26 protein-coding genes are annotated in these 26,264 nt (G+C 43.8%); 12 read left to right on the top strand and 14 right to left on the bottom strand.

Going from position 1 to position 26,264, the window contains the following annotated elements; genetic code table 11:
* Positions 1 to 50 precede the first annotated feature (50 nt).
* From dnaQ to SNR28_RS22575, 6 genes are all read left to right on the top strand, one after another.
* Positions 51 to 794, top strand: coding sequence for a DNA polymerase III subunit epsilon (dnaQ, locus tag SNR28_RS22600; RefSeq protein ID WP_375751066.1), 744 nt, complete (start codon positions 51 to 53; stop codon positions 792 to 794).
* A gap of 15 nt (positions 795 to 809) precedes the next feature.
* Positions 810 to 2,066 (top strand): TIGR03503 family protein, encoded by a 1,257-nt coding sequence (locus tag SNR28_RS22595; RefSeq protein WP_375751064.1) that lies wholly within the window; start codon positions 810 to 812, stop codon positions 2,064 to 2,066.
* Between the two features lie 78 nt (positions 2,067 to 2,144).
* Positions 2,145 to 2,723: a D-sedoheptulose 7-phosphate isomerase gene (lpcA, locus tag SNR28_RS22590; RefSeq protein WP_375751062.1), complete on the top strand. Its 579-nt coding sequence runs from the start codon at positions 2,145 to 2,147 to the stop codon at positions 2,721 to 2,723.
* Between the two features lie 30 nt (positions 2,724 to 2,753).
* Complete coding sequence (locus SNR28_RS22585) at positions 2,754 to 3,596, top strand: class II glutamine amidotransferase (protein ID WP_375751060.1); 843 nt, start codon at positions 2,754 to 2,756, stop codon at positions 3,594 to 3,596.
* Positions 3,597 to 3,763: 167 nt separating this feature from the next.
* Positions 3,764 to 5,329 (top strand): bifunctional metallophosphatase/5'-nucleotidase, encoded by a 1,566-nt coding sequence (locus SNR28_RS22580; RefSeq protein ID WP_375751058.1) that lies wholly within the window; start codon positions 3,764 to 3,766, stop codon positions 5,327 to 5,329.
* A 15-nt stretch (positions 5,330 to 5,344) separates the two neighbouring features.
* Positions 5,345 to 6,781 carry a hypothetical protein gene (locus tag SNR28_RS22575; protein ID WP_375751056.1) on the top strand — a complete coding sequence of 479 codons (1,437 nt, stop codon included), beginning with the start codon at positions 5,345 to 5,347 and terminating at the stop codon, positions 6,779 to 6,781.
* Between the two features lie 7 nt (positions 6,782 to 6,788).
* On the opposite strand, the gene purN is transcribed toward SNR28_RS22575, so the two are convergent.
* Together purN and purM are read right to left on the bottom strand one after the other, a co-directional pair.
* On the bottom strand, positions 6,789 to 7,427 hold the full coding sequence (gene purN / locus SNR28_RS22570; protein ID WP_375751054.1) for a phosphoribosylglycinamide formyltransferase: 639 nt from the start codon (positions 7,425 to 7,427) through the stop codon (positions 6,789 to 6,791).
* Positions 7,428 to 7,448: 21 nt separating this feature from the next.
* Positions 7,449 to 8,489, bottom strand: a complete 1,041-nt coding sequence (gene purM, locus SNR28_RS22565; RefSeq protein ID WP_375751053.1) for a phosphoribosylformylglycinamidine cyclo-ligase — start codon at positions 8,487 to 8,489, stop codon at positions 7,449 to 7,451.
* Positions 8,490 to 8,692: 203 nt separating this feature from the next.
* Here purM and upp point away from each other — a divergent pair, with 203 nt between their 5' ends.
* The gene (gene upp / locus SNR28_RS22560) at positions 8,693 to 9,319 is read left to right on the top strand and encodes a uracil phosphoribosyltransferase (protein WP_375751052.1); all 627 of its coding nucleotides are present in this window, start codon (positions 8,693 to 8,695) and stop codon (positions 9,317 to 9,319) included.
* 301 nt (positions 9,320 to 9,620) lie between these two features.
* Here upp and SNR28_RS22555 read toward each other — a convergent pair whose 3' ends face one another.
* The gene (locus SNR28_RS22555) at positions 9,621 to 10,871 is read right to left on the bottom strand and encodes a uracil-xanthine permease family protein (protein WP_375751051.1); all 1,251 of its coding nucleotides are present in this window, start codon (positions 10,869 to 10,871) and stop codon (positions 9,621 to 9,623) included.
* 236 nt (positions 10,872 to 11,107) lie between these two features.
* Here SNR28_RS22555 and SNR28_RS22550 point away from each other — a divergent pair, with 236 nt between their 5' ends.
* Positions 11,108 to 12,367 carry a DUF2066 domain-containing protein gene (locus tag SNR28_RS22550; protein ID WP_375751050.1) on the top strand — a complete coding sequence of 420 codons (1,260 nt, stop codon included), beginning with the start codon at positions 11,108 to 11,110 and terminating at the stop codon, positions 12,365 to 12,367.
* A gap of 34 nt (positions 12,368 to 12,401) precedes the next feature.
* Here the strand turns inward: SNR28_RS22550 and SNR28_RS22545 are convergent, their stop codons facing one another.
* The 3 genes from SNR28_RS22545 to SNR28_RS22535 are packed head-to-tail and all read right to left on the bottom strand — an operon-like array spanning position 12,402 to position 14,668.
* Positions 12,402 to 12,836 carry a DUF2069 domain-containing protein gene (locus SNR28_RS22545; protein WP_375751049.1) on the bottom strand — a complete coding sequence of 145 codons (435 nt, stop codon included), beginning with the start codon at positions 12,834 to 12,836 and terminating at the stop codon, positions 12,402 to 12,404.
* Between the two features lie 17 nt (positions 12,837 to 12,853).
* Positions 12,854 to 13,204: an arsenate reductase (glutaredoxin) gene (gene arsC, locus SNR28_RS22540; RefSeq protein ID WP_375751048.1), complete on the bottom strand. Its 351-nt coding sequence runs from the start codon at positions 13,202 to 13,204 to the stop codon at positions 12,854 to 12,856.
* A gap of 9 nt (positions 13,205 to 13,213) precedes the next feature.
* Positions 13,214 to 14,668, bottom strand: coding sequence for a M48 family metalloprotease (locus SNR28_RS22535; RefSeq protein ID WP_375751047.1), 1,455 nt, complete (start codon positions 14,666 to 14,668; stop codon positions 13,214 to 13,216).
* A gap of 172 nt (positions 14,669 to 14,840) precedes the next feature.
* Here SNR28_RS22535 and SNR28_RS22530 point away from each other — a divergent pair, with 172 nt between their 5' ends.
* Entirely contained in the window at positions 14,841 to 15,074 is a 234-nt protein-coding gene (locus tag SNR28_RS22530; protein WP_375751046.1) for a sulfurtransferase TusA family protein, read from the top strand.
* Positions 15,071 to 16,144 (top strand): AI-2E family transporter, encoded by a 1,074-nt coding sequence (locus SNR28_RS22525; RefSeq protein WP_375751045.1) that lies wholly within the window; start codon positions 15,071 to 15,073, stop codon positions 16,142 to 16,144. Before SNR28_RS22530 ends, SNR28_RS22525 begins: the two co-directional genes overlap by 4 nt.
* A 92-nt stretch (positions 16,145 to 16,236) precedes the next feature.
* Here the strand turns inward: SNR28_RS22525 and bcp are convergent, their stop codons facing one another.
* Positions 16,237 to 16,704 (bottom strand): thioredoxin-dependent thiol peroxidase, encoded by a 468-nt coding sequence (bcp, locus tag SNR28_RS22520; RefSeq protein ID WP_375751044.1) that lies wholly within the window; start codon positions 16,702 to 16,704, stop codon positions 16,237 to 16,239.
* 43 nt (positions 16,705 to 16,747) lie between these two features.
* Positions 16,748 to 17,290 carry a glycine cleavage system protein R gene (locus SNR28_RS22515; RefSeq protein ID WP_375751043.1) on the bottom strand — a complete coding sequence of 181 codons (543 nt, stop codon included), beginning with the start codon at positions 17,288 to 17,290 and terminating at the stop codon, positions 16,748 to 16,750.
* A 256-nt stretch (positions 17,291 to 17,546) separates the two neighbouring features.
* Between SNR28_RS22515 and dapA the strand changes: the two genes are divergently transcribed.
* Both dapA and bamC read left to right on the top strand, forming a co-directional pair.
* Entirely contained in the window at positions 17,547 to 18,425 is an 879-nt protein-coding gene (gene dapA / locus SNR28_RS22510; protein WP_375751041.1) for a 4-hydroxy-tetrahydrodipicolinate synthase, read from the top strand.
* Positions 18,426 to 18,519: 94 nt separating this feature from the next.
* Positions 18,520 to 19,548 (top strand): outer membrane protein assembly factor BamC, encoded by a 1,029-nt coding sequence (gene bamC, locus SNR28_RS22505; RefSeq protein WP_375751039.1) that lies wholly within the window; start codon positions 18,520 to 18,522, stop codon positions 19,546 to 19,548.
* Positions 19,549 to 19,599: 51 nt separating this feature from the next.
* Here the strand turns inward: bamC and SNR28_RS22500 are convergent, their stop codons facing one another.
* The 6 genes from SNR28_RS22500 to SNR28_RS22475 all read right to left on the bottom strand — a co-directional run bounded on the left by SNR28_RS22500 (position 19,600) and on the right by SNR28_RS22475 (position 26,067).
* Complete coding sequence (locus SNR28_RS22500) at positions 19,600 to 19,809, bottom strand: DUF2897 family protein (RefSeq protein ID WP_375751038.1); 210 nt, start codon at positions 19,807 to 19,809, stop codon at positions 19,600 to 19,602.
* A 3-nt stretch (positions 19,810 to 19,812) separates the two neighbouring features.
* Positions 19,813 to 20,490 (bottom strand): M15 family metallopeptidase, encoded by a 678-nt coding sequence (locus SNR28_RS22495; RefSeq protein WP_375751037.1) that lies wholly within the window; start codon positions 20,488 to 20,490, stop codon positions 19,813 to 19,815.
* Positions 20,491 to 20,500: 10 nt separating this feature from the next.
* Positions 20,501 to 21,637 (bottom strand): succinyl-diaminopimelate desuccinylase, encoded by a 1,137-nt coding sequence (gene dapE / locus SNR28_RS22490; RefSeq protein ID WP_375751036.1) that lies wholly within the window; start codon positions 21,635 to 21,637, stop codon positions 20,501 to 20,503.
* A gap of 48 nt (positions 21,638 to 21,685) precedes the next feature.
* Entirely contained in the window at positions 21,686 to 22,036 is a 351-nt protein-coding gene (locus SNR28_RS22485) for an ArsC family reductase (protein ID WP_375751035.1), read from the bottom strand.
* Positions 22,037 to 22,197: 161 nt separating this feature from the next.
* Positions 22,198 to 23,067, bottom strand: coding sequence for a TraB/GumN family protein (locus SNR28_RS22480; protein WP_375751034.1), 870 nt, complete (start codon positions 23,065 to 23,067; stop codon positions 22,198 to 22,200).
* Positions 23,068 to 23,160: 93 nt separating this feature from the next.
* Positions 23,161 to 26,067, bottom strand: a complete 2,907-nt coding sequence (locus SNR28_RS22475; protein WP_375751033.1) for a copper-translocating P-type ATPase — start codon at positions 26,065 to 26,067, stop codon at positions 23,161 to 23,163.
* Between the last annotated feature and the right edge of the window lie 197 nt (positions 26,068 to 26,264).

Raw genomic sequence — 26,264 nt, 5'->3', positions numbered from 1 at the left:
TGATATCATTTAGTAAAACACAATCAATATAGTCTTACACACATACCAATATGAATACCAGCAACAATTTAAAGCACGATCGTATAGTCGTTCTCGATACCGAAACAACCGGTATGAACCGAGAAGGTGGCCCACATTATATGGGACACCGAATTATCGAAATTGGTGCGGTAGAGATAGTTAATCGTAAATTAACGGGTAAACACTTCCACTGTTACATTAAGCCGGACAGAGAAATACAGCCGGATGCAATTGAAGTTCACGGTATTACCGATGAATTTCTGACTGACAAGCCGGTTTATGCCGATATTCACAAAGAGTTTCTGGAGTTTATCGACGGAGCCGAACTGGTTGCCCATAACGCGCCCTTCGATACCGGTTTCATGGATCATGAGTTCTCAATGCTGGACGCTTCCATTGGGAAGACAGACAACTATTGTAAGGTTACCGATACCCTTGCCATGGCGAAGAAAATCTTCCCTGGTAAGCGAAACAACCTTGACGTTTTGTGTGAACGATACGGTATAGACAACTCGCATCGAACTCTCCACGGGGCTTTGCTCGATGCCGAGATTCTGGCAGATGTTTATCTGTTGATGACGGGTGGTCAGACATCGCTGCAGTTTAATGCACAGTCTCAGGGCGATGGTGATGTTGGTTCCGAAGCGATAAAACGCGCGGTTGGTGGAAGAAAAGCGCTAAAGGTTTTACGCGCCTCTGCCGATGAATTAGATGCGCACTCTAAGCGTTTGGATATTGTAGAAAAAGGCGGAAACTGTCTCTGGAGACAGTAAGCTAAAGGGGAAAATATGTTGAGGAATCTGTTTTTAGTACTTGGTTTGTTAATAAGTACTTTTTCTATTGCTGAGACAGAAGAATCAACATTTTCTCTTCTCGATAATCGCTTTCGGGTAGACCCGAGTATCGAACACGTCACTTTTATGATTCATAGAGAAGTGATGTCTCACTCGGTCATCTTAGTCAGACCTGATGGTGTTAAGTATTATGTTTGGCAGTTCCCCGAGAATGTTTCATGGTACTCGGATTCGGGCGTCGATATCATTTCGGTGACTGACCCCATGCCAGGCCCATGGCAGGCCGTCGGTAAAGTTACACCTCAGAACAACATTACGCTATTGTCGGATGTCACTTTAGACGTAGATACATTTCCAAAGCGTCTTTATCAAAACGAAAAGCTTAAGTTCACGGTTCGTATCCTTCACGAAGGCAAGCCTCTATTGCTTCCTGAGTTTCTAGACAAAGTCGTGCTGAACGTTGAATTCAGATCTTATGTTGAAGATGAAGAGTTGCTTCCTCAAGAAGAGAGACCGGGTACATTCACTCTTGGCCAGTTTTTTGATGATGGTCAGGGGCTTGATGAGGTAGCAGGAGATGCGGAGTTCACTATAGAACTGCCTATCTCGGTTGTGCCAGGAAAGTACAGAGCGCGAATCTCAACAAGCAATGGCGTATTCCTTCGGGTAAAAGAAGAATCAGTGCTCGTTTACCCCTCTCCGGTTGGCGTGAACTTCTTACAGTCTAGAGAGGAAGATCAGGGACACAATATTATTGTGTCCGGTGAACAGGGCATGATAGTTCCGGGTTCTCTTGCTGTTCATATTGAACAGATGACACCCGATGGTCGACAGATCCTCACTCAAAGCTCAGTAAAAAGCGATAGCTTGATGACCGAGTTTGCATTGCCTAACGACCAGACCCCCGGCAAGCACACCTGGAAGGGGACTGTTTACGCCACTGAAGGGGCATTCCAGCGGGAACTGATCATTGATGTACCTGAATCGGGTTTCAGCGTAATGGCGAAGGTTGATCTTGAGAAGACAACTGAAGAGTTCCTAAAGCTTCAGGAAGAAAAAAGAAAGCAGCTTGAAATTGAACGTATTCAAAGAGATAGAGAAGAAATTCGGACGGATAGTTTGCTAATGATTCTTATCGGAAACCTTGTGGTTATTCTTCTTGGGCTCATAATTTGGTTTGTGGTGAGCAAGTTGCGCTATCGCAAAGCGATAACACCAGAAATGCAATTAAATGTTCCTCCGAAATCTTAAGAATCTTATCGACACTCATTGAGATTTGTAGGTAAACTCTTTTGAATATGCTTTAACTATAAATAGAAGAGATAACTCATGTACCAGGACTTAATCAAAGCAGAGCTTAACGAAGCTGCTGATGTGCTAAATAAATTTTTAAGTGACGATCATAATATTCAGCAAATTGAAGACGCAGCAAAAATGATTGCTGATTCTTTTAAGCAGGGTGGCAAAGTGCTTTCTTGTGGTAATGGTGGCTCTCATTGTGACGCTATGCATTTCGCGGAAGAATTAACTGGCCGTTATCGAGAAAACCGCCCTGGCTATCCGGGTATCGCTATTTCTGATCCAAGCCACCTATCTTGCGTAAGTAATGACTTTGGCTACGATTATGTATTCTCACGTTACGTAGAAGCGGTTGGCGCAAAAGGCGATGTTCTTTGGGGGATTTCTACTTCTGGTAACTCTGGGAATATTTTGAAAGCTATCGATGCTGCAAAAGAGAAAGGCATGAAAACTATCGCTCTGACGGGTAAAGATGGTGGTCAAATGGCTGGATGTGCAGACATCGAAATCCGTGTACCTCACTTCGGCTACGCTGACCGTATTCAGGAAGTGCATATTAAGATTATTCATATTGTTATCCAGCTAATTGAAAAAGAGATGGCTGCTTAATATCAGCGAGTTTCAGGAGCAGAAGAAAAGATGTGTGAGTTGCTCGGAATGAGCGCAAATGTGCCAACCGATATCTGTTTTAGTTTTTCGGGGCTGATGCAACGTGGAGGCAATACCGGCCCTCATCGAGATGGTTGGGGCATTACTTTCTATGAAGGAAAAGGTTTTAGAACCTTCAAAGATCCGAATCCAAGTTACAGTTCAAAGATTGCTGAACTAGTCACTGATTACCCAATCAAGAGTTGTGCGGTTGTCAGTCACATCAGACAGGCTAATCGTGGTGGTGTAAGTCTGGAAAATACCCACCCTTTTACCAGAGAGCTGTGGGGAAGATACTGGACTTTTGCTCATAACGGCCAGTTAACTGGATACGACAAATTATCGACAGGACGTTTCCGTCCGGTTGGAGATACGGATAGTGAAGTCTCTTTTTGCTGGCTACTTAATCAGCTTGAAGGGAGATATCCGCAGCCACCAGAAGATATGTCGGAAATGTTCCGATTCGTCGCAGAGTGCTGTGATCAACTGAAAGATCTCGGTGTCTTTAACATGTTGCTGAGTGACGGTGTACATGTCATGACATACTGTACCAACCACTTGTACTGGATTACCCGTCGAGCCCCATTTGGTAAAGCGACTTTGTTAGACGAAGATATGACGGTAAATTTCCAGGAAGAGACAACACCCAATGATGTTGTTACTGTGGTCGCGACTCAACCTCTTACCGGAAATGAAACCTGGGCTCGAATGAAACCGGGTGAGTTTAATCTGTTTAAGTGTGGTGAGCTGATAGGCAGTAACTCTGAACAACTTGTAGATGTCCCTCATGCACCACCTAAGCCGGGAAATCAGGCCCCGACCGAACCGTTATAATCTTATTTAGAGCTGGCATGCCCAGCTCTTTATCTATCCCCACATTTAAACACTCCATGCGCGAGGTAACAAAAATACAGCTATTTTTGTGATAAAGATCACGCGATATAAACGTTTGCTTTTTTATAGTCCACTCCATATTTCCCAACCTCAATTTGGAGTTATTCATGAAGCTACACTCCCCAAAATACGCATTGCTATCACTTGGCTTGTTGTCATCACTGAGCACTGTTCCGGCTTTTGCCGAAATTAAAAACGTCACTCTTCTTCATACTAATGATATCGAAAGTGTGTATGAACCTGTCGAAGCTTTTTGGAATTCGGAGATCACACATATAGGCGGCATTCCATATATGGCGACGCTAATCAAAGAGACGCGAGCGAAAGAAGAGATAAGTTTTCTTTTAGATGCGGGCGATATTTTTACAGGTTCACTGGCTAAAAAGACTCAGGGTAAGCTTTCTTTCGACCTTTATAGCGCAATGGGGTATGACGCAATCACTCTTGGTAACCACGAGTTTGAGTATGGCTGGGAAGCGCTGAAACAGAATATGCCTCGTGCAGCATATCCAGTTTTGAACGCAAACATTAAATTCGAGCAAAACAATGCTCCCTTTGCTCAGCCTTATACCATCATAGAGCGAGATGGTGTTCGTGTTGGTGTGATCGGCGTTATGGGTATCGATGCTTTCTATAACACAATGTGGAAGGGGAATCGTAATGGGCTGACTATTGACGATCCTATTGAAGTCACTCAGTTCTGGATTGATAAAATCCGCGATGAAGTGGATATGATCGTTGTATTGACGCACCAGAATAAAACAGCGCCGATGCAAACAGATAAAGAAGCAGACCCAGAAGTTCAGCGTGGCTTTGATGAAGACTATGCCATGGCTGGTAAGCTAAAGGGTGCAGACGTGATTTTTGGCGGTCACTCAGATCATGGCCTCTGGAAACCGGTCGTTCACCCTGATACCGGGACGGTTATCGGTTTGACCTTCGGTCAGGGGAAGTATTTGGGTTACACCAAGTTTGCAGTCGATACTGAAAAACATAATGTTAAGTTATTGGATGGTAAACTTATTCCTGTTGAGTCTGACAAGTTAGCCCGAGACAAGAAGACAAGTCAGTTGATCGAGGATGCGCGTTCTAGTCATCCTGACCTAACGACTAAGATTGCAACGTTAGATAAGGCTTCTAAACGTCGTTACTACAGAGAGTCAGATATCGGGAACCTTGTCGCAGATATGATGAGAGATGCCGGGGATGCAGATATCGGTATGATCAGTTCTGGTAGTATTCGTGTTGACCTGAACCCTGGTCCCGTTACTAAAGAGAATGTGATGGACCTGTTCCCGTTCACAGATAAACTTACCGTGGTAGAGCTTACGGGTAAGCAAGTGAAAGAGTTACTGGAATACAGTTACACACTTCCTTATGGACTGGCACAGTTCTCGGGGATTGAATCGAAATATGATAGCCGTGAACCAGAAGGTGAGCGTCTTATCAGTGTGAAAGTTAATGGCAAAACACTGACTGATGATGAGAAATATCGCGTAGCTACTTATTCATACGCAGCAAGTGGTGGTGATGGCTACCATGTATTTGAAAGTGGTAAGCAACTGTATCAGCGAGACTCTATCACCCAGACATTAATCAATCAGTTTAAAGCTCAGAATCAAGTATCCATTCCGGCACTTGGCCGTCAGGTCGATGTAAGCCGGAGCAACTAAAAGAATATGTAGCCTATGCCTTTTCGTGCTGAGTACAACTGCTGTAAATCTTATGGCTGCCCAAACTGTGGCAAGCCTGAGCTCAGCTTGTATTCACGCTCGGACAGGCTAGGCTATGATTCATGGCACTGCCCTTTATGCGGTGCCTATCCTCCCGTGTTATTTAACACACCTATTCTTGCTCTTTCAGAGCAGATTTACTTGGAAAAGTCTTCAGCCTTAAAAATGCCTGCCTGTCATTGCCAGAGCCCGTATTGGATGTTAAACGGAAAGACCTCAGGTGGCAGCCAGCGAATTAAATGCAAAACTTGCAAACTAAGCGCAACCTTACCTAATGCGAATCGATTATCGCAAAACCTTCAACCACTTATGGATGCTCTGGTGGAAGGTGTGATGCCTCAACAACTCCAAGAGTACTGTAACCTGGAGAATAAACGCTTTGGTCAGCTCGTCAGTCAGTTGAGCCAGATATTGGACTGCGTGAGTTGGTACTGGGAAGCCGGACAACAATTTACTTCAATAGAGACCAGAAGCTACGTGCAGAGTTGTCGTTCAGGTTATCGTCACTTAGACCGTAAGCATCAGTCTGCTCATGCATGGACTCTGATTACAGCAGATACGACAACGGGCTACGTCATATTAATCAGTGACAATGCACTGTTTGATACCTCAAAACTGGCAACGGAAGTGGAGAAACAGAGCCTGTATCAAATGCCACAGAGAGAAGTTGGTTATGAGCAAACAAGTGATGTCCTGCAAAAAGCAAAATTTACCTATGACAAGATATTAAATCGTAGCCAATTTGATCAACTTGCTTACTGTTCATCTCTGCATTCTAAATTGCGCGATGCTCTGTTACTCAGGCCGGTTTATGCCGCCCATTCCCATATGCAAAATCTACATACTAGTCTTTTATATCGTCCGCCTAGTCATATGTTCCTGGAACATGAGAGTTTGTTAAGGGGGGCAACGATTACTGCGTTTTCTGAAGAAGTAAAAGCAGGGAAAACAGACTTATACTATTTACATACTACAAAACGCTCCAATGCAGATAGGGTTCAGCATCAAAGCAAGAAGTCAGAGAAAGTTATTAGCTGGTGGAGTGAAAGGTGGCAGCGGCTAGAGTTTGAAAGTGAGTCTGGAAAGTGGGATGTTGGAATAGGGTATCTGACAGAAACAGATTCGGATGCTCCAAATCCAGTAGCGCAATTTTCTAACTCTCATCCAGGCATGGTATCGGCGTTTTGGGAACAATATGGCTTTTGGTTGCCTCAGGGATATGCAGAGCGGCTTAGCATCTCGAGAGTTCACATGTGGCAGAACATATATCGATATCTCTACAATATGGTCTTTGCGGACATACCACGAATAGAGCTACCGAAGGAACTTAGCCCCGGAAAAATAAAAAGCCTGATTGACTATATCAATCAGGCTCAGTTACAGAGTCATTAGCAGCGCCTCATTCAGAGGCGTAACCTTGTTCCCCTAACTCCAGACTATCCAGATATGCTTTACCATTTTTCATCTCAAGGCGTTTCTGCAAAAACCAATTGATGGTTAGTGGGTAGATTCGATATTCCTGAGATTGAACTCGGTTTGTTAGCGATTCCGCATCATCATCTTCATAAATAGGCACTTCTGCCTGGAGGACAACAGGTCCACCATCCAACTCCTCGGTAACAAAGTGTACCGAAGTACCATGTACTTCATCACCTGCGTCAATCGCCCTTTGGTGCGTGTTGAGGCCAGAGTATTTTGGTAATAGGGAAGGGTGAATGTTCAGCATGCGGCCAAGGTAATGATTGACAAAATCACCGCTCAGTATCCGCATGTACCCAGCAAGCACGACAAGATCCGGCTTGTATGAGTCGATTTCACTCTGCAAGGCCAGATCGAATGCTTCTCTGGATTCGTAGCTTTTCGGATCCAGAGAAACAGCATCGATACCTGCTAATCTTGCTCTTTCTAGTCCGTATGCATCAGCTTTGTTGGAAAACACGGCTGATACTTTTCCGTTTTTAATTAAACTTCCGCAGGCATCCATAATAGCTTGCAGATTGCTTCCATTTCCGGAGATAAGAACAACGATATTCTTCATAGATTACAGGGTCTCTTTAGATTAAAGAATCTCTACCTGCTCTTCGCCATCTTTAGCTTCTGCGATTTCACCAATAACCCAGGCATTTTCACCTTCAGCTTTCAGTAATTCAACCGCTGCTTCAGCTTGATCTTTAGGTAGAGCGATAACCAGACCTACACCACAGTTAAAGGTACGGTACATCTCAAATGTCTCTACATTACCTTTTTCTTGTAACCAATTGAAGATCGCTGGCCATTCCCAACTCTTGCCATCAACGACAGCTTTAGTGCCTTCAGGTAGTACACGTGGGATGTTTTCCCAGAAACCGCCACCAGTGATGTGAGAAATCGCGTGAATATCATGTTCTGCAATCATTTTTAGTGCAGACTTAATGTAAATCTTAGTAGGCTCAAGAAGCTGTTCGCCGATAGTTCTGCCGTTAAGCTCTTCAGTCAGGTCTGCGCCAGATACTTCAATGATTTTGCGAACCAGTGAGTAGCCATTTGAGTGCGGGCCGCTAGAACCAACCGCAATAAGTGCATCACCAGCAGTTACTTTGGTGCCGTCAATCACTTCAGATTTCTCAACAACACCTACGCAGAAGCCAGCAACATCGTAGTCTTCACCTTCGTACATGCCCGGCATTTCAGCAGTTTCACCACCGATAAGCGCACATCCAGCCTGTACACAACCTTCACCGATACCAGAGACAACATCTGCTGCAGTGTCTACATCCAGTTTGCCTGTTGCATAGTAGTCAAGGAAGAACAGTGGTTCAGCACCTTGAACAATCAAATCGTTCACACACATTGCAACCAGATCGATACCGATTGTGTCGTGCTTTTTCATATCCAAAGCAAGGCGAAGCTTTGTACCTACACCGTCAGTACCAGAAACCAGTAATGGCTCTTTGTACTTAGTAGGAAGTTCACAAAGTGCACCAAAGCCGCCAATGCCGCCCATTACTTCAGGACGGCGAGTGCGCTTCACAACACCTTTAATTCTGTCTACCAGAGCGTTACCTGCATCAATGTCTACGCCAGCGTCTTTATAGCTAAGAGAAGTGTTATTACCACTCACGGGAAGTCCTCGTCATAAAAGTTTGGATTTGAAAATCGGCGCAATTCTAACCGAGATAGAATAAAAAGGAAAACGTTTGCGTAAGAAAATTGTTTTGGTTAATTTACAGGCGGGCAAACGAATTAATCGTTTGCGAAACTCGCATCTTTATATTGCTTGGGGTTATAATTACGCGGTTTAAATTCAATTCGCCGGAGAGAAAAATGAAAGTTGTTGAAGTGATGCACCCGCTAGTTAAACACAAAGTTGGTCTAATGCGTGAAGGAGACATTAGTACTAAGCGTTTTCGTGAGTTAGCGACAGAAGTGGGTAGCCTTTTGACTTACGAAGCGACATCAGATTTCGAAACAGAAAAAGTAACTATCACTGGCTGGAATGGTCCTGTTGAAGTGGATCAAATTAAAGGTAAAAAAGTAACCGTAGTGCCAATTCTACGTGCAGGCCTGGGTATGATGGATGGTGTACTTGAGCACATCCCAAGTGCGCGTATCAGTGTTGTTGGTGTATACCGTGATGAAGAAACACTAGAGCCAGTACCATACTTCAATAAGCTAGCATCAAACATCGATGAGCGTATTGCTCTGGTTGTTGACCCAATGTTGGCAACAGGTGGCTCAATGATCGCAACAATCGACCTATTGAAAGAGAAAGGCTGTCAGCACATTAAAGTACTTGTACTTGTATCTGCTCCAGAAGGTATTGAAGCGCTAGAAAAAGCACACCCAGATGTAGAGCTATACACAGCAGCAATTGATGAGAGGCTGAACGACAAGGGTTACATCGTACCTGGTCTAGGGGATGCGGGTGATAAGATTTTTGGCACCAAATAAATAATTGAAATTTACGTCTTCAGTTTGTGTGATTTCTGCGTCTAAGGTGCTCATTTACTATCGTAAACTCCGCGCCTTATCCTTGAACTAACGCAAACTGACTTAGTAAATTTCAATTATTGCGTATTTATCGATCGATAAATTTCCTCGTTCCAATGCTCTGCGTTGGAATGCATACCTAACTTTATGTAGCGTATAGACGGTTGTTTATTTTAAACATTAATGTTGTTGGGTAGGCATTACAGAGTAAAAAAAGAGGGCTTGTTCATTTGAACAAGCCCTCTTTTTATTTAAGCATGTTTTATGCGTTATCTTCTTCCATTTGTGCGTTATCTACTACGTGAGATTCGCCAAGGTCGTGAGGAAGGATAAGGTTAAGAACGATAGCAACGATACCGCAAAGGCTCACACCCTGAAGGCTGAATTCGCCAATACCGAAAGCCATACCGCCAATACCAAACACAAGTGTTACTGCTACAATTGCAAGGTTGCGTGCTTTGTGTAGGTCAACATTGTTCTTGATTAGCGTGTTAAGACCCACTGTCGCAATAGAGCCGAACAGAAGAATCATGATGCCGCCCATCACAGGAACAGGGATAGTTTGTAGAATCGCACCTAGTTTAGCCACAAGAGCCAGAACAATAGCGGTTACTGCAGCCCAGGTCATGATGACAGGGTTAAATGCCTTAGTTAGCATTACTGCACCTGTTACTTCACTATAAGTTGTGTTTGGTGGAGCACCTACCAAAGAAGCGGCCATTGTTGCTACCCCGTCACCAGTAATAGTGCGGTGCAGTCCAGGTTTTTTCAGATAGTCTTTACCGGTAACCTGAGAGATAGCCAGCATATCGCCAACGTGTTCTACGGCTGGAGCAATCGCTACAGGAATCATGAACAGAATAGCGTTGATATTGAACTCAGGCATGGTGAAGTTTGGCATTGCCAGCCATGAAGCCTGAGCGACCGGAGTAAAGTCAACAATGCCCATGAAAAGGCTCATGGTATAACCAACAGCGATACCGCCAACGATAGGAAGTAGCTTCAGGAAGCCTTTCGCAAATACGCTGATAGCAATCGTTGTTAATAGAGATGCACATGAAATCCATAGTGCCAGGTCGCCATCAATAAGCTGTACCGCACCATCGCCAGTTTTACCTAAAGCCATATTTACAGCAACAGGTGCCAGGCCAAGACCGATTACGATGATTACTGGGCCTACGACAACAGGTGGAAGCAACTTATGAATAATCGCAACACCTTTTGCTTTGATGACAGCACCAAGAGCCACGTAAACAGCACCCGCTGCCATAAGGCCACCCATTGTACCGCCAATTCCCCAGGTTTGTACGCCATACATGATTGGAGCAATAAATGCGAAAGAAGAAGCGAGGAAGATAGGAACAGAACGGCGGGTAATAAATTGAAATAAAAGGGTTCCCACACCAGCGCCAAATAGAGCGACGTTAGGATCGAGCCCCGTCAGTAGTGGAACCAGAACCAGAGCACCAAATGCGACAAACAGCATCTGAGCACCTTGAATTATGTTGGTCATTATCATCATCCCGTTAGCAGTAAAACAAAATTCGCGGGATTCTATCACCTCGCAAACGTTTGCTTTAGTGTCTAGATCAAAAAAATTGTGATGGAAGTAAAAAAAATATAACTAAGTTAAATGATTTATCCGATCAAGCTCAAATCAAAATCTGACCAATACTATGGGTATTGCCTTGCTCACTAATCGAGAGTTGCTTATCATCGTATCAACTTTATTATTCGCTTAGAGGCAATATGCGCTTTTTCACTTTATTGATGCTGGCTGTTTTGGTGTTTCCTGCTCATGCATTGACGAAAGTCGATGTTTTTAGTGCCGAAGTACTACTGGATACAGAAAATGATGACCCAGAGAGAAAAGCTCGCTCTGAAGGTTTACAGCAAGTTGTGATTAGAGCATCCGGAGATAAAAACTCAATTAATCATGAAGTGATTAAAAAGGCGATTAGTAGAAATGCGTCGAGTTATTTATCCCAGATAGGTTATGGCGACCTTGCCGGAAACCAAACACTTAAAATGGTTTTCAACCCACCTCAGGTGCAATCACTGCTAAATCAGGCTCAACTGCCTTACTGGTCAGATGAACGTGCCAATGTCGCTGTGTGGGTCGTGGAAGAGGGTCGTTACGGTCGAGACATCCTTTGGGAACATTCTGGTAGCCCTTTAGTAAACCAACTTCGCTATTTCTCCGCGCTACGAGGATTACCTATTCTGGTTCCTGTTGGCGATTTTGAGGATGTGACAGCGATATCTCCAACGGATATTTGGGGTGGGTTTCTGGAACCACTTAGTACCGCGAGTGCACGTTATCCTGTCGATGCAGTATTGGTGATGCGAGTACAGAATCTTGGTAATCGGGATCATATCCGATGGACACTTTATGATTCTAAGCCAGACAAGCTAACTACGATTTCTTTGCAGCCTTTAAGCGGAAACGAAAGCGGTCCATCAGCGGAAGCTCTGGAAAGGGTTATTGATGACGTAGCGAATTACTTTGCTCAGAAGAGCTCAATTAAAAATGTTGGTGAATCATCAGGGTCGATTCCGGTTGAATTTTCAGGTATTCGTGAGGCTGACACATTCTTCAACCTAGAGCGGAAACTAAAACAGTTACAGAGTGTTGCTACAGTAGATGTGCATACTATTGTGGGTGATAAAATCAGCTTCAACGTTCACCTGCTTTCCTCTGAGGCTGAGTTTGAACATGAAGTACTGCAGACGTTATCAGTGGTTAAAGCTGAACAGGAGCCTCTAGAGGAAGCGCCGGCACTGGATGTGAATGACTCTGATGTGGTTACTCTTGAGCCTGAAGCAACTGAGTCAGAATCGGTAACAGAAGATGCTATAGTTCAGGTAGAAGGTGAGGATACAGCCCCCGTTATTATTGAAGAGTCTGAAAGCATCCCTTCAGTGGAAGATTCAGAGCCTGGTGATGAGGCAATAACCGCCCCCGCAGAAGAAACCGTTGAACCGCTTCAGTTTGAATGGATTGGTTAAGCAGATAAAAGAAAAGAGCCGAATGGCTCTTTTCTTATTTTTGACCAAATTTCTTTTTTTCCTGCTTTTCTACTTCCGAAAGTTTAGGTAGCTTTAATCCCAACTCCCGGCCTTTGAACTTGGCATAAAATATATTCCCAATAAAAGCAGCAAAAGTAAGTACTAACTCGACGGCAGCTAACCACCTCTCTCCTTGATCAACATAAATGATGGTCAATGCATGGAGAAAGTAGAGCATTAAGACAAAGTTTGCCCATGCGTGTGTGTAGGGTTTTCCTGCTAGTATTCCTCTAAGAGGGAGTAACAACGGAATGCACCAGCCTATCGCTGCAGTTAACGGGTTGATATGTGGATGAGGGGATACATAAGCCTGCCACAGCAGAACCCAACATAGTAAGCCCAGATAACTGACTAATGCGAAATAGCGAAATTGTTGGGTGCGAGAAGATTCCTTTTCTACTTCAACCATTAATAGTCCTGCCTAATTTAAAGAATTTCTAATACTTGTTCAGGTGGACGACCGTGTCTTGCAGTATTATTTGCGACAACAATGGGTCTTTCTATCAGTTTAGGGTTTTGACTCATTGCTTCAAAAAGTTGATCGTCACTAAGATCCGCATTGCCAAGGTTGAGTTCTTTATACAAAGCTTCTTTAGTGCGCATCATACCTCTTACTTCAGAAAGGCCTAGCTGGCTGAATAGCGTTTTTAAATCATCTACCGACGGAGCATCGTCCAGATACTTGATGATTTCAGGTGTAATGCCTTTCTCTTCTAACAATGCGAGAGTTTGGCGGCTTTTTGAGCATCTTGGGTTGTGATAAATCACGACTGACATGTTTTTCTCCTATTGTAATGACATGAAACGATCTCGCTCGACCAGAAGTTGATCGATTCGAGCGTCATAACGTGCCTGTTTTAAGCTTCCTAATTCTGCAAGTTGACTTGCCTGAGTATAATTCTGTAATGCTTTTTGCCAGTTAGCTCTTAGCGCAAAAATTTCACCACGAGCGGCTAACTCTTCATCAGTATTTCCAAGAGAAGCATTTGCTTCAGCTAACACCTGCCAACCATTCATATCCGATGGTCGTTCATGAGTATATTTCTGCAAAATAGTTATGGCTTCTGCTGCTTTTTCACCCTGAAGAAGCACGTTGGCATAGTTCAATGTGAGTACTGGGTTATTAGGCTTTTTCTTGAGTGCCTTTTCAAGCATTGATATCGCAGTTTCAGGCTGTTTTTTATAAATATAAAGATCGCTTATCGCATCCAGATAAAACTCATTGGTAGCATCTTGTTTGATCAGTTCTGTGAGGATTGCTTCTGCTTCCTCTAGCTGCTTGGTGTCCATGTACACAAGTGCTTTTCCGTACTTATAGGTACGTTCCAAATCCGGTGTGGTTTTCTTAAGTTTTCTATCAAACCAGTCCTGAGCCGACTCCGGTTTTATGCCAGCATGTCTTGCGACCACTCTTGCCTTTGCAAGATGGTAATCGATAGAAGGCCCAAGTCTAATAGGCGTATACCTTTGAGATCGTGCTCTGGAATCGGTAATACGATCTTCTGGTAGTGGGTGAGTCAGCAACATTGGTGGAGGCGTACTGGCATAACGATATTCATCAGCCAGGCGTCCAAAGAACCTTGGCATTGCGCTCACATCAAATCCTGCTTTTGCCATCGTACTTATACCAAAGCGGTCGGCTTCTCTTTCATTGCTTCGGGTGTAGTTGATAGTACTTTGCATTTGTCCAGCAGTGGTTGCTGTTATCGCTGCAATTCCAGCTTCTGGTGCAGCAATAGCTAACAATAATGAACCAGCAAGCGCTGCCATTGTTGCAGGTGAGCGGCGTGCTTGTTCTTCCATAGAACGAGCCAGATGGCGTTGAGTAACGTGGGCAATTTCGTGCGCCATAACAGACGCCAGCTCACTCTCAGTACTGGCATGAAGAAAAAGACCTGAATGCAGTGCGACATATCCGCCAAAGAAGGCATAAGCATTGATATTTCTATCGCGGATCATAAAGAAGTTGAAAGGAGTCTTTACATCGGATGCGTTTACAACCAACCTGTGGCCCAGGTTACTTATGTATTGATTAATAACCGGGTCATTGATCACGGGTTGTCTTGCGCGGATCATCCTCATATACGCATCACCATAAATGCGCTCCTGATCGATTGTCAGCGTGCCCGCTGCTGCAGTACCTATGTCTGGAAGCTCCAGGTTGTTGGCAAACGAAACAGAAGGTGCGCCAATAGATAAAGCAACAGATAATGCGAGCGCTGCACGAGCTTTTTTATACATAAGAGGCTGTTAACTCCGGGTGATATAATCGAGAGATATACAATTATGACTTTGATTATTAGTTATTGTTCGGTATCTCTGGAATATTTTTTAGGTTCAGACGGGAATTTTCCCCAAAAGATTACAAAAAACCTTTAATATAACCCCTCTATAATAAGCAACGGACAGAAGAATGGAACCATATATTCTTGATTTGCGAGAAGAAGGCTGTCCAATGGCGCTATTAAAGGCCAAGCGTTATAGCAAGAGTGTTGGTGAAAATGAATTTGTTATTTATATCGCTGATAAAAGCTCGTTGAAAGATATGATTCGTTACTTTGACAACAATGACTTTTCAGTGCAGGTTGAAGAAAAACTGAGTCATTCAACTTTAACGATTATTAAGAAAGAGAATTTAGCTCGATGATAGAAATGCTGAATCGCTGGTATAAGCGACGTTTTTCAGACCCACATGCCGTCAGTCTGGTTATGATCCTGTTGTTTGGATTTATAACTATCTATTTTTTCGGTCAGTTACTGTTGCCGTTACTAGTAGCGATCGTTCTGGCCTACTTGCTTGAATGGCCAGTAAACAAGTTAGAACAATTTAATATTCCCAGAACCTTAAGCGTCATGATTGTCCTTATTGTCTTTATAGGGATCATGCTGGTCGCGTTTTTTGGGTTGGTTCCGACAATTTGGCATCAGGTTGGCAACCTGGTCAACGATATTCCTAATATGTACAACAGCCTGCAGGAATTTGTTTCCGTTTTACCTGAAAAGTATCCTGAAGTAGTGAATATTGAGCTGGTTGAATCGGTATTCGCGAATGCCAGAAACAAAGTGTTGGCGCTGGGCGAGACAGTTGTTAAAGGTTCACTGGCTTCCTTAGTTAGCTTAGCTGCCTTGGCGGTCTATCTTATCCTTGTCCCTCTTCTTATCTTCTTCCTTCTGAAAGATAAAGAAGAGATGATCAACATGATGAGTAGCTTCCTACCACAAAACCGTAGACTGGCGACACGTGTATGGAAAGAGATGAACCAACAGATCTCAAACTATATTCGTGGCAAGGTATTAGAAATACTGATCGTCGGTGGTGTCAGTTATATCACCTTTGCGTTACTTGATTTGAGATACTCAGTCTTGCTTGGTGTGGCTGTGGGCTTGTCTGTGTTGATTCCATATATTGGTGCCGCAGCCGTAACTGTACCTGTTGCAATAGTTGGTTTGTTCCAATGGGGAGTAACTCCGCAGTTTTATTGGTTGATCGCGGCATATGGTGTAATTCAGGCGCTTGACGGTAACGTGTTGGTACCGATTCTATTCTCTGAAGCGGTTAACCTGCACCCAGTTATGATCATCGTTTCTGTGCTGGTGTTTGGTGGATTATGGGGATTCTGGGGCGTGTTTTTTGCCATACCTCTGGCAACACTGGTTAAAGCGGTTTGGAATGCTATTACCAGTCAGGAGTTAGACGACTTAGCGTCAAATACATAACGTTGCTTACTCTACGCTCAATAACAAAAAATCCCCGGTCCAAAGACTGGGGATTTTTTATTATAGGTAATTGCACTTTTTATCTTTAGCGTTTACTCGCCATTCAGATAATCAAGTACAACCTCGTGGTGTGTTTTAGTTTTGAATTTATCAAACACTTTTTCAATCACACCCTCTTCGTTAATCAGGAAGCTAATACGATGTAAACCATCATAAATTTTTCCCATGAATTTCTTTTCACCCCAAACTCCGAACTTATCAGCGATTGCATGATCTTCGTCGGAAAGAAGAGTGAAGTTCAGCTCATCGCGTTCGATAAATTTCCCTAAACGCTTTACAGGGTCGATGCTGACACCAAAAACCACAACATTGTGGGCTTCCAGCTCTGCTTTGATGTCTCTCAGGCCTTTTGCCTGAACAGTACACCCAGGAGTCATCGCTTTAGGGTAAAAATAGAAAAGTACTTTTTTACCTTTGTAGTCAGATAAAGTAACCGTGTTGCCATCCTGATCCAGAAGGGAAACCTCTGGTGCAGGAGAGCCTGCTGTAAGTGTATTCATATTATTTTTATTTCCTTTTGAATGTCAGACTATGTATTGCTGACTATGCACTTGTGTTAATGAAATTCAGAGAGCCTGAAACACCGAGCTTTTCACAAAGCTGGTTAAACTCTTCCTGAAGTTGCATTAAGTTACACTCCGCATCAACGGCTGCTGTCATTGATATCTGGAATTGGTCACAAGTGAGGTTGAGTTTTTCTTTTTCTATTGTTTTTGCGCTGAGCGATTCCAAACCTATATTGCGGTCTGCAAAAAACTGAGTGAACTGTTCGGTCAGGCCAAGCCTGTCCTCCGACTCTACAAATATTTCAACCGTGTATGAGCTATTAACTTCCTCATGAGGTGAAGTACGTTTCATGATGGTTATTAGATCATGCTCCTGCCCAAGAAGAGGTAATGATGTTTCTACTCTGGTTATGCTATTACTGTTGCCACTAATCAGCATAATAAGCGTAAATTCGTTACCAAACAGAGCAATTCGGCTATCGATAATATTGCAGCCAAGGTGGCTTACAAGGTGAACGAGTTTGTTCACAATACCGGGGCGGTCAGTGCCGACAGCTGTTACCACAAGATGTTGAGACATAATAACTCTTACCAATGATCTTTACTTGCATACTAGCACAGTTATTCAGGCCCCTGTAACTTAATGTGTTGATCAATATGCTGTTTAAATTGAGTGAAATTGCACCAGTAGTAACCAATTTTTAATTTGTCGCCAGAAGTTAGTTGAGCAAAGATCAATTTATCATTATTTAGTCTGGTACTAAGCCTTATATTCCCTTGTGTTTACAGAGTTTCATGCATACTATGCAGGGATGCGAAAAAATACGGAGATAGACATGTTTTCAGGAAGTATAGTTGCACTGGTAACCCCATTTAACAGTGATGGCGAAGTAGATTTTGATTGCCTTAAAAAGCTGGTGGATTTCCATGTAGAAGCTGGTACAGACGGTATTGTTGCTGTTGGTACAACCGGAGAATCCGCAACCCTGACGGTAGAAGAGCATGTCAAAGTAGTAAACAAAGTTGTTGAATATGCTGCTGGTCGTGTATCAGTTATTGCTGGTACGGGTGCAAATGCAACGCACGAAGCAGTAACGTTTAGCCGCTTATTGAATGACTCTGGTATCGATGGTGTTCTAAGTGTAACGCCATACTACAACAAGCCAACTCAGGAAGGGTTATATCTACACTACAAGGCAATCTCAGAAGCCAGTGAAGTGCCAATCATCCTATACAACGTTCCGGGAAGAACAGCTGTTGATATGCTGCCGGAAACAGTAGCACGACTTGCGAAGCTGGATAACATTGTTGCGCTTAAGGATGCGACAGGTGATTTAGAAAGAGTTGCAATTCATCGTGAACTTTGTGGCGAAGATTTCGTCTTACTAAGTGGTGATGATGGAACGGGCCTTGAATTTGTTCGTTTGGGTGGTAGCGGAGTTATTTCTGTGACTAACAACGTTGCGGTAGCTGATATGGCTAAAATGATGAAGTTAGCACTAAATGGTGATTTCGAAGAGGCAGCTCAAATTGATGCTCGCCTGCAGGGTTTACATAAGAACCTGTTTGTTGAATCAAGCCCTATCCCAGTTAAGTGGGCGGCACATAAAATTGGTTTGATTGACGATGGTCACCTGCGTTTACCTCTGACAGAGTTGTCAGATGAAGCACAGCCATTGGTCATTGGAGCGCTGGAAGAAGCAGGGCTTTTATAACCAAAAATGGTTCTGGCTTAGTTTGCATCAGGATTAATCGAGATATTGTCGAGGCTAAAAACTTAATAGCCTCGATTTTTTGTTAGGAGTACCGATGAAGTTTTCTCATCAGCTAGTGGCTAGTTCTCTGGCTGTTCTTGTTTTAAGTGCGTGTTCAGGCAGCCCACAGGAAAGGCGTCAGGCAAAAGATGATTTTGACTATCTGGAAACAGAGCCGCTTGATACCTGGGTAATGCCAGAAGGATCGCAGCCATACTATTATCCGAACTTTGAAATTCCTAAAGGTGATTACAAGGGTGGAATCGGCAAAGCAGTGGATATTCGTCCACCTCAGCAGATCCTTGAGTTGATCCCCGGGGCAAGAACAGAGATTGTAGATGGCGAAGTGACCATGTGGCTTATTCGTTCAGAAGAAGTCGATAAAGTATGGCAAACTGCGTTGGACATGACTCAGGAAAGAGGCATCGAGCTTAGAGAAAACGATGGCACTCATATGGAGACAGAATGGGTGACTTGGGAGTCTGAAGATGAAGACACTCTTATCGAAGCTCGTTATGCAATTGACCGTTTTGAGGCAAACAATCGATATGGCTTTAAGATTTCACTCATCGATTGGCGAGAAGATGGTAAGCAGAAAGAGGTCAGTGCGACTAACCTAGAGCGTTATAACGTGTTTATGACTAACCTGGTTACTTCCAGATATGATCAGATTCTGCGTGAAGAAGCCTTCAGGAAAGCTCAGGAGCTGGTTAAGGTTATCCATGTTTCTATGGGTACTGACCGTAGTGGCTTACCAGTGATTATTGCCCGTGCGCCATATGACGTGTTCTGGGAGCAAGCTGTTGAACTGCTACCGCTAGTCGGCTTCCAGCTGGAAGAGCGTAACCGTTCACAAGGTCATATTAAGGCTAAGTACTATGAGCCTGATGATGAGTTCTGGCAGTCAGTAGGTGCGAAACCAATCAGCTTAGATGAGAAAAACAACTATGACTTCTCACTGGGTGATTTAGGTAACCGAACATCTATCTCTATTTCGGATGCTTCAGGTAAACCTGTTACTGAGGAAGTATTGATCTCAATTGTACCGGTACTGGCAGCAGTGATAGAAAGAGAAAACCAGTAATCTCTCTATCTGCTCTCTAAAATGAAAAAGGATGCATTACGCATCCTTTTCTTATTTATCTTCTTTATCTTTGTGTTTATCTGGGTGAGCAGCTCTGTCGAGTTCGTTTAACCTATCTAGCGCCGTTTTTTCTTTTCGGCCAGTTTCCGGGTTGGTAGGACCAAACTTCATTTTTGCCGTGTATTTCAATGCAGCAATGTTCCCTATGATGACCGCCAATACAATAATGGTGATAACCCACGGATTAGTTAGGAACTCCATAATTTACTCCTGACAGATATTCACAATATAGTTGATAAATATAGTATCCAAATTAGTACGGACTGCTTCTAAACCCAAAATAGGATCTCTTAATAGTGCCTTCTCCAGAATCTTTGGAGACAGGTCAATCAAGCTTTTCCCTGATGTTTCTATATGACTAATATGCCATGGTTCAGGTGCAACACCACCCATGTCTTTTGCATACGGGAAGAAAAAGCCAAACTTATTGAGGTTACTCTTTAGCCATAAATAGAAGCGAGACTGGTGCCCTGAGTGATACTCCCAAGGTTCCAGTTGTAGCTTTGTATCTTCAGGCAGCTCGTTTACGGCATAGACATCAAAATCGGTTCCCCAGTGATGCCTGCTCGCCCCTGGTAGCGCTGACCACCTGAGGATGGACAGAACTTTCTCATCATCAGACAGAATGTCAGTCAGCAATGGCTTGCTGTCATTGTCCAAGATTGGAAAATCTCCAGAATATTTTCGATTCCAGATCAGCTGCTGGCGCGAGTAGTCTCTGAAGCCACTCGCTACCTCAAGTTGAAAACCAGCTTCACTTGCAGCCTCCACAAGCGCTTTTATGTTCCTGGCTACGTCTTTGTGTACAAGTAATGTCTGGTGAAGTGTCTCCACTTCAACCAGATGTGTTGAGGCCTGACCGGTGAGTTCTTCTGAGGTCATAGAGTAAAACCTACTTGGACAAAAGCTTATGCAGTGTTTTTTCGTACATATCGGTCAGCTTTTCCAGATCTGCCACGTTCACACACTCATTTACTTTGTGGATCGTTGCGTTCACCGGACCAAGCTCAATGACCTGTCCACCCATACGAGCAATAAATCGACCATCGGATGTACCACCGGTTGTCAGAAGCTCAGGTTTTTTATGGTTAATTTCTTCAACTGCTTCAACTACCGCGTCTAGCAGGTCACCCTGGTCAGTCAGGAACGGGTCACCGTTGAATGTCCATTGAAGCTCATAATCCAGACCGTAAGAATCAAGAGTTGAGTGAACGCGACGAACGATTTCATCGTTATTCAGCTCAGTACTAAAACGCATGTTGAACTGAACGTTAAACTCTCCCGGAATTACGTTAGATGCACCAGTGCCCGCATGCAGGTTTGGTATCTGAAAGCTGGTAGGCGGGAAGTAGTCGTTACCATCGTCCCACTTAGTTGAAGCCAGTTCTGCCAGAGCAGGTAGTGCCTGATGAACGGGGTTGTTTGCCAGGTGAGGGTAGGCCACATGTCCCTGAACACCTTTAACTTTGATATCACCAGTTATTGAGCCGCGACGACCATTTTTTATTACATCGCCAGTTTCGTGGGTACTGGATGGTTCACCGACGATACACATATCGATGTTTTCACCACGTTCCATCAGAGTTTCTACAACTCTTACCGTACCGTTAATAAACGGGCCTTCTTCGTCAGATGTGATGAGGAAACCAATGGAGCCTTTATGGTCTGGGTTCTCGGCAATAAACCTTTCAACCGCTACGATCATACAAGCGAGCGAGCCCTTCATATCTGCAGCACCACGACCATGAAGATGACCATCAATAATCGTTGGTTCAAACGGTGGAGTATGCCATTGGTCAAGAGAACCTGCTGGCACGACATCAGTGTGCCCAGCAAAGGCAAACAGTGGTGATTCTGTACCACGTCTTGCCCAAAAGTTAGTGGTATCTTCAAATACCATCACTTCTATTTCAAATCCTAGTGCTTTCAGCCTCTCTATCATTACATCCTGGCAACCTGCGTCTTCTGGTGTGATGGATTGACGACTAATTAAATCTTTTGCTAATGCCAGTACCGGGCTGTCACTCATCCTTGTAATCCTTGTTCAATTTTTTCGTTGTTCTCTATTGAGAAAATGTTACTTACCAAAAACAGATGCATACTGATCTGCTTTAAAACCAATATAAAGCGAGTCATTTACAGAAAGTATAGGGCGCTTAATCATTGCCGGTGACTCAACCAGCAGTGCAATTGCGTTTTCTTCGTTCAGGGTATCTTTTTGTTCCTGAGTGAGCTGGCGATATGTTGTGCCTCGTTTGTTCAGCACTTGTTCCCAACCCAGTTGCTCGCAAAATGCTTTGACCATTGCCTGATCAACACCTTGCTTGCGATAGTCGTGAAATTCAAAATCTATCTCAGCATCTTGCAGCCACTTTTTCGCTTTTTTTATGGTATCGCAGTTAGGGATGCCGTACATCTTGATGGTCATTATTGTTCCTTTTATTTTTTGTTGAGCTTTCCTCAAATCCTAACAGGAACAGTAGACTCAGACAAAGCTAACATAGGGAAGAAGGAAAAATTACCTTTGTAACATGTCCTTCTAATAAAAATGGCCGGGTAGACCGACCATTTATCATCGGAGCCATCTGACTAATCTATATGGCAATCAGACTTAACCGATTTTGAGAGTTGTTCTATTTGGAAGCCTCTATTCTTCAGAAGCGAAATCAGGTTGTCTTTTCCGACAAGGTGCAGCGCTCCTACCACAACTAAATAGCGGCCGTCTTTGGAAATAAAGCTCGAATCATCCAGTTTTTCTGCCCAGTTTCTGTTGCGGTTGTAGATGAGCAAATCAATAATCTCTTCACTATTGGATGTTTCATACATGAGTGATTCCAGTTTGTCTTCGTCACCAGAAATCCAATCATCAATCAGGCATTCGCTTATTTTTTTGTTTTTTTCCCATTCGTTAATAATATCGTCTAACAGGTCTCTACCGACTTCGGCAGAGTCTGAAAACAACGATAGCTGATACCCAACCGTCTCCAGTCCTTTAATCGGTATAGTGTTTTGTCGCGCTTTGTTCGCTAAGTAATTATCAATGCCCAGCTCTTCCTGATAGCCAAGAGTTGAGTAGTAAGCGAGTTGCAAAATCAGCGCAGTTCGCCAGGGGGACTGACTGAGCAGGAAAGCTTCACTGATGCCTACTTCGGCACTGATTTTTTGAAGCTCTGCCTTTTGTTTTTCGGAGAGATAATCGGAGGTGAGCTCGTTTGATTTTGGAAGAGAAACCGAAGCAGAGTTCAGGTCTGCCTCCAGGATCAATGCATCACTGGATTGAAGTGATTGAAGAATCGTTTCGGGGAGTGGGTACATCTCCTTTTTCCCCATATGCACTGAGCCTAGAATGACGAGTTCTTTGTCACCCTTTGTTGCTTTCCAGTGAAGCGGCTCTCCCTGAGCAAAGCCAGAGAGAGCGACCATCATAAAGGTCAGGTAAGAAGTAATTTTGGTAACCATGCTCATCCTTAATTGTATGTCTTCTCTATAAATTAAAGCATTTTGAATAGATGACATAATAAATTAAGTTCTTCAGCGGTACCTTACTTAAAATTACTTGAGTTTAAAAAGCCTCAATCTGTTTGCGTTACTCACTACTGTAATTGAAGACATCGCCATTGCAGCACCACCGATAACCGGATTGAGTAAGAATCCAAATGCTGGATAGAGAACTCCAGCGGCTACGGGTATACCGATGGTGTTGTAGATGAAGGCACCAAACAGATTCTGTTTCATGTTTTTAACCGTTGCACGTGATAGCTGTATTGCGCTATCTACCGTAGTCGGTGAAGAGTTGAGAAGTGTCATCTGAGCACTTTCAATTGCGACATCAGAACCACTGCCCATCGCAATGCCAATGTCTGCCTGAGCAAGCGCTGGCGCATCATTGATGCCATCTCCAACCATCGCAACTTTCTTGCCCTGAGATTGAAGCGCTTTTATGTGAGAGGCTTTTTCGTCTGGAAGCACTTCCGATATTACATTGGTGATACCCAGATTAGTCGCGATTTTGTTTGCGACTAATTTGTTGTCTCCGGTGAGCAACACTACTTCGATGCCTTGCGTCTGCAACTTACTAACCGCACTATGAGATTCATCTTTGATAGCATCTGCAATGGCAATAACAGCAGCCACGCGGCCTTCGATAGTTACGACAACAGGTGTCCAGGCGTTGGTTTTGGAAACATCCAGTAGTGAGGCCGGAATCTCTTTACCTAAACTCTGAACATGGTTTACCGAGCTAATCTCAACCTGTATGCCTGAGATTTTGCCAGAAACACCTTTCCCTCGTTGAGAACTAAATTCGTTAACCTCTTCAAGGGAAATATCCCTTGATTCTGCGTAATGACAAATCGCTTTGGCGAGAGGGTGCTCAGAATGGTTTTCTAACGCATAGGCATATTTGAGTATGTCGTCTTGATTGAATGTTGATGTGGTCGTGATATCCAGTACTTCAGGTTCTCCTTTGGTGAGGGTGCCTGTTTTATCAAAGACAACAGTATCTATTTTACTGGCACTTTGGAGAACATCGGCATCGCGAATTAATATACCGAGCTCGGCAGCCTTACCAACGCCCACAGTAACAGACAGTGGGGTAGCAAGACCAAGCGCACATGGGCAAGCAATGATAAGTACAGTTGTCGCAACAATCAGCATATAACTTGCTTTCGGTTCAGGGCCAAACTGCCACCAAACAAGCGCTGCTATTATAGCGATACCGACAACAACAGGAACGAAGACTGCGGAGATAGAGTCTGCAAGTTTTGCTATCGCTGGTTTACTGCTCTGAGCCTGGCGAACCAATCGGATAATTCTTGCAAGCATGGTGTCACTCCCGACTCCCTGCGCTTCTATCAGCAAACTACCATCATTGTTGATGGTTCCGGCAGATACATTTTCACCTGTGACTTTCAGTTTAGGGATAGGTTCTCCGGTTAGCATTCCTTCGTCGACATAAGACTCGCCAGAAAGAACCGTTCCATCGACAGGTACTTTTTCTCCCGGTTTGATTCGGAGTTTCATTCCTGGTTGTACAGCCTCTATATCAATGATGGTTTCTGAACCATCCTGAACGAGTGTTGCGGTTTTAGGCTGAAGACCAATAAGCGCCTGCAGGGACTCTGTAGTTCTAGCCTTTGCTTTGGCTTCAATATAATGACCAAGGGAGATAAGGCCGATGATCATGGCGCTTGCTTCGTAGTAAACGTGACGAGATGCTGGTGGAAACCAGTCGGGTACGAGAACAATTATGGTTGAGAATAGCCATGCGGCTCCAGTGCCTAAAGCAACCAAGGTGTCCATAGTTGCTCTACCATGTTGAATGGATTGCCACGCGCTGGAATAGAATGAACGCCCCGCTGTTGCCAGCATAAATAAACAGATAATGCCTACAACGCCCCAACCGAGTTGATCTCCGGTAGAGCGAATCATCATACTTCCCCCTAGCACACCCCAAAGCATAAGTGGTGCACCAATAGCTAAGGCAACGATCGAGTTGCGTTTATGCTCCTTTTGAGTTCGTAGATTTTGTTCGGCTAGTTTTTGTTGCTGATCTCGCGGGTCTTCAATCACTTTGGCTTTGTAGCCTGCATTGCTGATAGAAGTGAGCAGTTTATTGACCGTACTCTCATCGTTTGAGGAAAGCGATACGATAGCGCTCTGCTCAGCAAGGTTGATTTGTGCTTTGGTTACTCCGTCTGAAGCGAGACAGGCTTTTTCAACCGAAGCAACACAACTTGCACACGTCATCCCTTCCAGTATCAGGTTTACTGTCTTGTCGGTTTCTATAGCTTGCTTCTCTGGTGAGCTTTTGTCAGTTGTTTCTTTCTCATTGGTATCAGCTTCTTTATCTGCTTCCAGGGTTTCAGAAGCTTGTTCTGTCACCTTATCTACATATGGAGCAGCCTGAAAGCCGAGTGACTCGATTAATGTGATGACTTCTGATTCGTTTAACGGGCTAAACACTTCAAGTGAGGTTTTGGTTACCTCGGAGTGAACGAGACCCTCTAGTTCCTCCAGTGCTTTTTCCACTTTAGCGACACATTTGCCACAATTTAAACCCGAAAGCGAAAGCTTAACCTTGTGACCAGCGTGATAACCAAGTTGTTCGATTGTTTCTGCAGCTTCTTGTTCCGTTATCAAACCTTTTACAGCCAGATGCTCTTTTCCAACGTCGAGGTGGGTGATATGAGTGTTTGCTTCGAATGCGCCTTTTACTTTATTCACACACTTGCCACACCCAAGACCTTTAAGATCGAGGTCGACAACATTCCCTGGTAGATATTTAAGGGACTCTATAGCCTCAAATAGCGCGGGAACAGATTGAGTTGTCGTTAGGGTGACTTCGTGTTTTGAAATGCTATCGATGGATAACTCTTCTAAAGTAGAGAGCTTATCTTCCAATTTTTTAACGCACTTACCGCAGTTAAGACCACTTAAAGGTATTTGATATTGATTCATATCGGGCTCGCAAACTTACAAACATCTGGTTTCAGTATTTGTTAAAGATAAACCTTACCTCTGGGACAAGGTCAACGTTAAATGATGAAACGTACAGAAAAATGAGTATTTGGAACATAGTGAGCTAAAAGATCATGGTAGGTCAAAAGCGACTAATTTCTCCAAATTATCGTTGTCACCCAAACGCAAGTTGTAGA

Origin of the sequence: Vibrio iocasae (assembly GCF_042245395.1) — a bacterium.
Classification (GTDB): domain Bacteria; phylum Pseudomonadota; class Gammaproteobacteria; order Enterobacterales; family Vibrionaceae; genus Vibrio; species Vibrio iocasae.
Note: the sequence above shows the minus strand (reverse complement) of the source record. Positions and strands in the feature narration are given on the sequence as shown.

Excerpts from the sequence above, each read along its gene's own strand:
- dnaQ (WP_375751066.1), top strand. The coding sequence starts at position 51 with ATGAATACCAGCAACAATTTAAAGCACGATCGTATAGTCGTTCTCGAT.
- SNR28_RS22595 (WP_375751064.1), top strand. The coding sequence starts at position 810 with ATGTTGAGGAATCTGTTTTTAGTACTTGGTTTGTTAATAAGTACTTTT.
- lpcA (WP_375751062.1), top strand. The coding sequence starts at position 2,145 with ATGTACCAGGACTTAATCAAAGCAGAGCTTAACGAAGCTGCTGATGTG.
- SNR28_RS22585 (WP_375751060.1), top strand. The coding sequence starts at position 2,754 with ATGTGTGAGTTGCTCGGAATGAGCGCAAATGTGCCAACCGATATCTGT.
- SNR28_RS22580 (WP_375751058.1), top strand. The coding sequence starts at position 3,764 with ATGAAGCTACACTCCCCAAAATACGCATTGCTATCACTTGGCTTGTTG.
- SNR28_RS22575 (WP_375751056.1), top strand. The coding sequence starts at position 5,345 with ATGCCTTTTCGTGCTGAGTACAACTGCTGTAAATCTTATGGCTGCCCA.
- purN (WP_375751054.1), bottom strand. The coding sequence starts at position 7,427 with ATGAAGAATATCGTTGTTCTTATCTCCGGAAATGGAAGCAATCTGCAA.
- upp (WP_375751052.1), top strand. The coding sequence starts at position 8,693 with ATGAAAGTTGTTGAAGTGATGCACCCGCTAGTTAAACACAAAGTTGGT.
- SNR28_RS22555 (WP_375751051.1), bottom strand. The coding sequence starts at position 10,871 with ATGACCAACATAATTCAAGGTGCTCAGATGCTGTTTGTCGCATTTGGT.
- SNR28_RS22550 (WP_375751050.1), top strand. The coding sequence starts at position 11,108 with ATGCGCTTTTTCACTTTATTGATGCTGGCTGTTTTGGTGTTTCCTGCT.
- SNR28_RS22545 (WP_375751049.1), bottom strand. The coding sequence starts at position 12,836 with ATGGTTGAAGTAGAAAAGGAATCTTCTCGCACCCAACAATTTCGCTAT.
- arsC (WP_375751048.1), bottom strand. The coding sequence starts at position 13,204 with ATGTCAGTCGTGATTTATCACAACCCAAGATGCTCAAAAAGCCGCCAA.
- SNR28_RS22535 (WP_375751047.1), bottom strand. The coding sequence starts at position 14,668 with ATGTATAAAAAAGCTCGTGCAGCGCTCGCATTATCTGTTGCTTTATCT.
- SNR28_RS22530 (WP_375751046.1), top strand. The coding sequence starts at position 14,841 with ATGGAACCATATATTCTTGATTTGCGAGAAGAAGGCTGTCCAATGGCG.
- SNR28_RS22525 (WP_375751045.1), top strand. The coding sequence starts at position 15,071 with ATGATAGAAATGCTGAATCGCTGGTATAAGCGACGTTTTTCAGACCCA.
- bcp (WP_375751044.1), bottom strand. The coding sequence starts at position 16,704 with ATGAATACACTTACAGCAGGCTCTCCTGCACCAGAGGTTTCCCTTCTG.
- SNR28_RS22515 (WP_375751043.1), bottom strand. The coding sequence starts at position 17,290 with ATGTCTCAACATCTTGTGGTAACAGCTGTCGGCACTGACCGCCCCGGT.
- dapA (WP_375751041.1), top strand. The coding sequence starts at position 17,547 with ATGTTTTCAGGAAGTATAGTTGCACTGGTAACCCCATTTAACAGTGAT.
- bamC (WP_375751039.1), top strand. The coding sequence starts at position 18,520 with ATGAAGTTTTCTCATCAGCTAGTGGCTAGTTCTCTGGCTGTTCTTGTT.
- SNR28_RS22500 (WP_375751038.1), bottom strand. The coding sequence starts at position 19,809 with ATGGAGTTCCTAACTAATCCGTGGGTTATCACCATTATTGTATTGGCG.
- SNR28_RS22495 (WP_375751037.1), bottom strand. The coding sequence starts at position 20,490 with ATGACCTCAGAAGAACTCACCGGTCAGGCCTCAACACATCTGGTTGAA.
- dapE (WP_375751036.1), bottom strand. The coding sequence starts at position 21,637 with ATGAGTGACAGCCCGGTACTGGCATTAGCAAAAGATTTAATTAGTCGT.
- SNR28_RS22485 (WP_375751035.1), bottom strand. The coding sequence starts at position 22,036 with ATGACCATCAAGATGTACGGCATCCCTAACTGCGATACCATAAAAAAA.
- SNR28_RS22480 (WP_375751034.1), bottom strand. The coding sequence starts at position 23,067 with ATGGTTACCAAAATTACTTCTTACCTGACCTTTATGATGGTCGCTCTC.
- SNR28_RS22475 (WP_375751033.1), bottom strand. The coding sequence starts at position 26,067 with ATGAATCAATATCAAATACCTTTAAGTGGTCTTAACTGCGGTAAGTGC.